At 59.3% G+C, this 6,000-nt stretch carries 7 protein-coding genes; 4 read left to right on the top strand and 3 right to left on the bottom strand.

Annotated elements, in window-relative coordinates; all coding sequences use genetic code 11:
* Nucleotides 1–81 precede the first annotated feature (81 nt).
* Together rhtA and BW979_RS12105 are read left to right on the top strand one after the other, a co-directional pair.
* Entirely contained in the window at nucleotides 82–969 is an 888-nt protein-coding gene (gene rhtA, locus BW979_RS12110; protein WP_076383873.1) for a threonine/homoserine exporter RhtA, read from the top strand.
* Between the two features lie 166 nt (nucleotides 970–1,135).
* Entirely contained in the window at nucleotides 1,136–1,417 is a 282-nt protein-coding gene (locus BW979_RS12105) for a hypothetical protein (RefSeq protein ID WP_047228298.1), read from the top strand.
* A gap of 8 nt (nucleotides 1,418–1,425) precedes the next feature.
* Here BW979_RS12105 and BW979_RS12100 read toward each other — a convergent pair whose 3' ends face one another.
* A complete protein-coding gene (locus tag BW979_RS12100) occupies nucleotides 1,426–1,995 on the bottom strand; it encodes a TetR/AcrR family transcriptional regulator (RefSeq protein ID WP_076383872.1) in 570 nt (189 codons plus the stop codon).
* Between the two features lie 90 nt (nucleotides 1,996–2,085).
* On the opposite strand from BW979_RS12100, the gene BW979_RS12095 reads away from it, so the two are divergent.
* Together BW979_RS12095 and BW979_RS12090 are read left to right on the top strand one after the other, a co-directional pair.
* Nucleotides 2,086–2,814 carry an SDR family oxidoreductase gene (locus tag BW979_RS12095; protein WP_076383871.1) on the top strand — a complete coding sequence of 243 codons (729 nt, stop codon included), beginning with the start codon at nucleotides 2,086–2,088 and terminating at the stop codon, nucleotides 2,812–2,814.
* A 35-nt stretch (nucleotides 2,815–2,849) separates the two neighbouring features.
* A complete protein-coding gene (locus BW979_RS12090; RefSeq protein ID WP_076383870.1) occupies nucleotides 2,850–3,440 on the top strand; it encodes a 2-hydroxychromene-2-carboxylate isomerase in 591 nt (196 codons plus the stop codon).
* A 9-nt stretch (nucleotides 3,441–3,449) separates the two neighbouring features.
* Here the strand turns inward: BW979_RS12090 and BW979_RS12085 are convergent, their stop codons facing one another.
* Together BW979_RS12085 and BW979_RS12080 are read right to left on the bottom strand one after the other, a co-directional pair.
* Nucleotides 3,450–5,258, bottom strand: coding sequence for an aminopeptidase P family protein (locus BW979_RS12085; protein ID WP_076383869.1), 1,809 nt, complete (start codon nucleotides 5,256–5,258; stop codon nucleotides 3,450–3,452).
* 109 nt (nucleotides 5,259–5,367) lie between these two features.
* On the bottom strand, nucleotides 5,368–5,982 hold the full coding sequence (locus BW979_RS12080) for a LysE family translocator (RefSeq protein WP_076383868.1): 615 nt from the start codon (nucleotides 5,980–5,982) through the stop codon (nucleotides 5,368–5,370).
* Nucleotides 5,983–6,000 lie beyond the last annotated feature (18 nt).

Genomic DNA, 6,000 nt, shown 5'->3' with positions numbered 1-6,000 from the left:
ATATAGACGGAATCGCTGCGATTGCGCAGTATATTGCGCAAACCAGCCTTCCCCCGCTTTTATCTTGGACGACGCTTAGCAATGACTCTCCCACATCGCAGCCTGGCAACCACTCTTTACCCGGTCGCCCTTCTATTGATTGCCATGGCATCCATCCAGTCGGGAGCTTCACTTGCCAAAAGCATGTTCCCGGTTGTGGGCGCACAAGGCACCACGACGCTGCGGCTTATCTTTGCCAGCCTCATCATGCTGTTGTTGCTGCGACCATGGCGCGCCAAGCTCTCAGCTCAATCCCTGCGCACCGTGATCGTCTACGGGATGGCGTTGGGCGGCATGAACTTTCTTTTCTATATGTCGCTGCAAACGGTTCCGCTGGGAATTGCCGTGGCACTGGAATTTACCGGTCCTCTGGCGGTTGCCATTTACGCTTCGCGGCGAGCCATCGATTTTCTCTGGATTGCCCTGGCGATCACCGGCCTGCTTCTATTGATACCCACTGGAGCCACCAGCAGCGGTATTGACCTGGTCGGCGCCGGTTATGCCCTGGGGGCGGGATTCTGCTGGGCACTGTACATCCTGTTTGGCCAGAAGGCTGGCGCGGACAACGGCGTGCAAACCGCCGCACTGGGGGTAATGATCGCGGCCCTCTTCGTCGCGCCCATCGGTATCGTCCACGCAGGGGCCGCATTACTGACGCCGAGCCTGATTCCGATCGCCATTGGCGTCGCCATTCTGTCCACTGCCCTGCCCTACACGCTGGAGATGATCTCCCTCACACGGATGCCAGCCCGTACTTTCGGCACACTCATGAGCATAGAACCCGCCTTCGGTGCGCTCTCAGGACTGGTGTTTCTTCAGGAATACTTATCCCTGGCTCAATGGGCCGCCATTGGCTGCATCATCCTGGCGTCAGTCGGCGCAACGCTGACGATGGGTAGCGCCGCGAAGCCCGCCATCGCGGTTGATTGAGGCAGGATTTAACGAAGCTCTGGTATTTACCGCACATTTAGGCCATGTTTAGCCCGTAACCTAATGTCAGACATGGAATTTTCATACAGGACGTCACGAACGCTTAAAGCAAAAGCGAACACAATCGCAAGCAGACATAAGATCCGCGGCGGTGATAAGGACGGGAATGAAACGAATTTTGATATTGATCGTTGTGCTTGCAATTGCGGGCTGCGCAGCGACAACAAAGACTGAAGTCAAACGCGGTAAAAAGGGTTTGCACATCAACTGCTCCGGCTTGTCCTCGTCCTGGGAACAATGCGCCGCCAGCGCCGCCAACTCATGCGCCCCCAAAGGTTACAGGGTGATCGCAAAGTCGGGCGACGCTGTCGAGGAGCCGGGGGATTATCCTTTCGGACTCAACCCCGCCGGCTATACCAGTCGCAGCATGATCGTCATCTGTAAATAGGCAGCGGGTCAGTCCGGCCGCTGCTGGGCTATTCGACGACTGATCTCATCATGACTGGACTTGAGGACATCACGCTGGACCTCTGGCGTGGCCAGCATGCGGGCGACAACCAACGCGCCCACGCATTGCGACAGAATGGCCCAGGCCAGGCTTTCGCTTCCCAATATCCGCGCCCAGCTTCCATGCAAACGACAGATCCATGTTTGCGCCGCCTCCCTCACCTGCACGTCGGACCGCGCGATCTCAGCGCCCAGCACCGGCAGCGCACACCCCGCCTCCGGCTGTTCGACGTGGCTCATGCTCAGGTACTGCTTGAGACATCGCTCCAGTTTCTGTGAGTCCAGAACCTTCTCACCACTCAAGCGCTCCAGGCTTTGCGCCAACTCTCGCTCGACGATCGTCTTGAAAAGCTCATCCTTGGATGAGAAGTGACTGTAGAACGCCCCGCCGCTCAAGCCGATCGCCTTCATCAGGCCATCGACACCGACAGTGGAAAACCCCGATTTCTTGGCGGACATGGCACTGCTGGCGAGCAGTTTCTCTCGGGTCTCCAATTTGTGATTGGCTGAATAACGCATATATCTGGCCTCTGATTGCCCACCTTGACGCTTGCCGGATCTTAGCATAACGTCCGTTTAGCTAACGATCGTTTACCAATGAGGCTAATCATGAATAACAAGAAGGTCGTACTGGTTGTTGGCGCAGGCGATGCCACCGGAGGCGCAATAGCCAAACGTTTTGCGCAGGAAGGTTTCGTGGCCTGTGTTACCCGCCGCAGCGCTGACAAACTCGCGCCATTGGTCGATTCAATTCGGGCTCAGGGCGGTGATGCGCATGGTTTTGCCTGTGACGCGCGCAAGGAAGACGAGGTGGTCGCGCTGATCGAGCAAATCGAAAGCCAGATCGGTCCGATTGAAGCCTTTGTATTCAACATCGGCGCCAACGTGCCCTGCAGCATCCTTGAAGAGACCGCGCGCAAATATTTCAAGATTTGGGAGATGGCCTGTTTTTCCGGTTTCCTCAATGCTCGGGAAGTGGCCAAACGCATGGCCTCGCGCCAGCGCGGGACGATTCTGTTTACCGGGGCCACGGCGGGATTGCGCGGGGCTTCAGGGTTCGCCGCCTTCGCTGGGGCCAAACATGGCATCCGCGCATTGGCCCAAAGCATGGCCCGTGAACTGGGGCCGATGAATATTCATGTGGCCCATGTGGTGGTGGACGGCGCCATCGACACCGACTTCATCCGCGATAACTTTCCGGAAAAATATGCAACCAAGGATGCGGACGGCATTCTCAATCCCGAACACATCGCCGACAACTATTGGTATCTGCACACCCAACCCCGCGACGCCTGGACCTTCGAGCTAGACCTGCGGCCCTGGAGCGAACGCTGGTAAACCGCCCCCCTCACAATAACAAGAGCGCAGATACCATGAGCAAATCCGTGGAGTTTTTCTTCGACCTCGGCAGCCCGACCACCTACCTGGCCTATACCCAACTACCGACCCTGTGCGCGCAAACCAACAGCCAGTTGATCTACCGTCCGATGCTGCTTGGCGGCGTCTTCAAGGCGACTGGCAATGCGTCACCGGTTACCGTGCCGGCCAAGGGGCCTTATCTATTCAAGGATTTGAATCGCTTCGCCAACCGCTACGGCGTTGACTTCAAGCTCAATCCGCACTTCCCGATCAATACGCTGTTACTGATGCGCGCCGTGACCGGCATGCAACTGCACCATCCGGAACGATTCGAGGCCTTCATCGATTGCCTGTTTCGCGCCCTGTGGGTGGACGGCCGCAATCTCAACGACCCGGCAACAGTCGCGGAGGTGTTGAACCAGGGCCATTTTGATCCCGATCATGTGCTGGCCCTGACGAGCAACGAGCAGGTCAAGGAAGCACTCAAGATCACCACCGAAGAAGCGATTAAACGGGGCGTGTTCGGCGCCCCGAGCATGTTCGTCGGCGACGAGCTGTTCTTCGGTCAGGATCGGCTGGACTTCGTCCGTGAAGCCCTGGGCTGATGCCTTAGGTCAGATCGCCAGCGTCCGCGTGTTCAGCCATTGCAGCGCGTCGCCTTCTAGCAACGGGCTCAATCGACGCTGAACCTCGGCATGGTAGGCGTTGAACCAGTCTTTTTCGTCCTGGGTCAGCAAGGACGGCTCCAGGCAACGCGTGTCGATCGGGCACAGGGTCAGGGTTTCGAACTCGAGGAAGTCGCCGAACTCGCTGCTCCCCGCCTCGCGATTCAACACCAGGTTCTCGATGCGTACCCCCCAACGGCCCGGACGATAAGTGCCCGGTTCGATAGAGGTGATCATGCCCGCCTGCATCGCTGTTTGCGGCGCGGCGGCGGCCTGATAGGCAATCACCTGCGGGCCTTCATGAACGTTGAGAAAGTAACCGACGCCGTGGCCAGTGCCATGACCGTAGTCCACCTGCTCGGCCCAGATCGGCGCGCGAGCGATGGCGTCCAGCAAGGGCGACAGAATGCCCCGTGGAAATTTGGCGCGAGACAAGGCAATCACGCCCTTGAGCACGCGAGTGCAATCCCGCTTCTGCTCCACGGTAGGCGTTCCGACTGGCACCATACGGGTGATATCGGTGGTACCACCCAGGTATTGGCCGCCAGAATCGATCAGCAGCAAGCCATCGCCCTCGATGACCGCGTGGGCTTGCTCCGTGGCGTGGTAATGGGGCATCGCGCCGTTGGCGTTGAACGCGGCAATGGTATTGAAGCTCAGTGAGACAAATTCCGGCCGGCGTGTACGGGCGGCGGTCAGGTGCTCATCGATGGTCAGTTCGGTAATGCGCTCGCGACCCCAGGCGCTTTCCAGCCAGGCAAAGAACTCGCAAAGCGCCGCACCGTCCTGCTCCATGGCCCGACGAATGTGCTCGGCGTCGGCCAGGCTTTTGCGAGACTTGGCCAGCGTCGTAGGGTTGAGTCCCTCGACCAGCTTCACGCCACTGTCCAGATTATCCAGCAAACCGACCGTGACCCGCGCCGGATCGATCTGCAGGCTCGCGCCACTGGGCACTTCCCGTAATGCGGCCGCCGCTTCGCTGTAATCACGCAGGGTCACGCCGTCCTGTTCAAGAACGGCACGCAGCGACGCATCGACCTTATCCAGGGCCACGAACAGCGTTGCCTGTTGCTGGCTGATCAAGGCAAAGGAAACGAATACCGGGTTGAACGACACATCCGCACCGCGCAAGTTGAACAGCCAGGCGATGTCATCCAGCGTGGCGATGAAATGCCACTGGGCACCGCGCTCCTTGAGGGTTTCCCGCAGCTTGGCGAGTTTCTCGACCCGGCTGACGGTCGCCTGCGGCGGCAGATGGGCATAAACCGGTTGGCTCGGCAGGCTTGGGCGGTCGCTCCAGGCCTCCTTGAGCAGATCCATGTCGGTGCGCAACCGCGCCCCGCGTGCCTGAAGCTTGTCGCTCAGGGTCCGGGCCGAGGCCACAGCCATGACCGCGCCATCAACCGCCACCGCTGCGCCTTCAGGCGTCTGTTCGGCCAGCCAATCCAGCGGGCCAGCCTGACCGGGAATGAGCTTGACCAGTTCAATACCGCTGCCTTCAAGCTCCTTGGTGGCCTGCTCCCAATAACGGCTGTCCGCCCAGACGCCCGCGAAGTCCGCCGTGACGATCAGAGTCCCAACCGAGCCATGAAACCCCGACAGCCATTGCCGTCCTTGCCAATAGCCCGGCAGGTATTCCGACAGATGCGGGTCGGCCGATGGCACCAGCAATGCGTGAATGCCTTCGCGATTCATCAATTGGCGGATTCGGGCCAGGCGCTGGGGAACCAGTCCATGGGTCAAAGGCTCGGTACTCATCGTTTCTCCTGCTCGTAAAATAGTGTTGTTCGCTTGCACCAAGGGCTCTGGATATCAACCACAGCGACTGATCAGCGAGCTTAACAGGCATCCGCCCCAAGCTCAGCCCTTAGCCGATGCTTTCGAGCAGCAACGGATACAACGAGGCGACCAATAACAGCGCCATCCCCCAGTTGAACAGGCGCAGCCAGCGACGATCACGCAAAAGATTGCGTAACAGGCTGCCGCACACCACCCACAGGCTCACGCTCGGCAGGTTGATCAGGGCAAACACCGCAGCGATAACCAGCACATTGAAGAAATAACCTTGAAGCGGCGTGTAGGTGCTGATGGCGCCGATGGCCATGATCCAGGCCTTGGGATTGACCCACTGAAACGCCGCCGCGCCCCAATAGCTGATGGGCGTGCTGTCCCCTGGCCGGTTTTCAGAGACCGGCCCGGAGTGGGCGATTTTCCACGCCAGGTACAACAGGTAGGTCGCACCTACATAGCGCAGTACGGTGTAGAGCAGAGGGTAGGTCTGGAACACCGCGCCCAGGCCAAGCCCCACCGCCAGCACCAGGGAAAAGAAGCCGCAGGTGATGCCCAGCATGTGAGGAATCGTGCGGTTGAAACCGAAATTGACGCCCGAGGCCAGCAACATGGTGTTGTTGGGACCGGGGGTGATCGAGGTCACCAGGGCAAACAGGGCGAAGCCCAGCAACAGGTCAAGCGAAAGGGTCATGGCAGGCATATCCAATGG

Source organism: Pseudomonas sp. A214, assembly GCF_900156295.1.
Lineage (GTDB): Bacteria > Pseudomonadota > Gammaproteobacteria > Pseudomonadales > Pseudomonadaceae > Aquipseudomonas > Aquipseudomonas rhizophila.
The sequence above is the reverse complement of the archived record's forward strand: the minus strand, read 5'-3'. Positions and strand labels throughout refer to the sequence as shown.

What these genes read in the sequence shown, in the direction of transcription:
- rhtA (WP_076383873.1), top strand. Translation starts at nt 82, where the DNA reads ATGACTCTCCCACATCGCAGCCTGGCAACCACTCTTTACCCGGTCGCC.
- BW979_RS12080 (WP_076383868.1), bottom strand. Translation starts at nt 5,982, where the DNA reads ATGACCCTTTCGCTTGACCTGTTGCTGGGCTTCGCCCTGTTTGCCCTG.
- BW979_RS12105 (WP_047228298.1), top strand. Translation starts at nt 1,136, where the DNA reads ATGAAACGAATTTTGATATTGATCGTTGTGCTTGCAATTGCGGGCTGC.
- BW979_RS12100 (WP_076383872.1), bottom strand. Translation starts at nt 1,995, where the DNA reads ATGCGTTATTCAGCCAATCACAAATTGGAGACCCGAGAGAAACTGCTC.
- BW979_RS12085 (WP_076383869.1), bottom strand. Translation starts at nt 5,258, where the DNA reads ATGAGTACCGAGCCTTTGACCCATGGACTGGTTCCCCAGCGCCTGGCC.
- BW979_RS12090 (WP_076383870.1), top strand. Translation starts at nt 2,850, where the DNA reads ATGAGCAAATCCGTGGAGTTTTTCTTCGACCTCGGCAGCCCGACCACC.
- BW979_RS12095 (WP_076383871.1), top strand. Translation starts at nt 2,086, where the DNA reads ATGAATAACAAGAAGGTCGTACTGGTTGTTGGCGCAGGCGATGCCACC.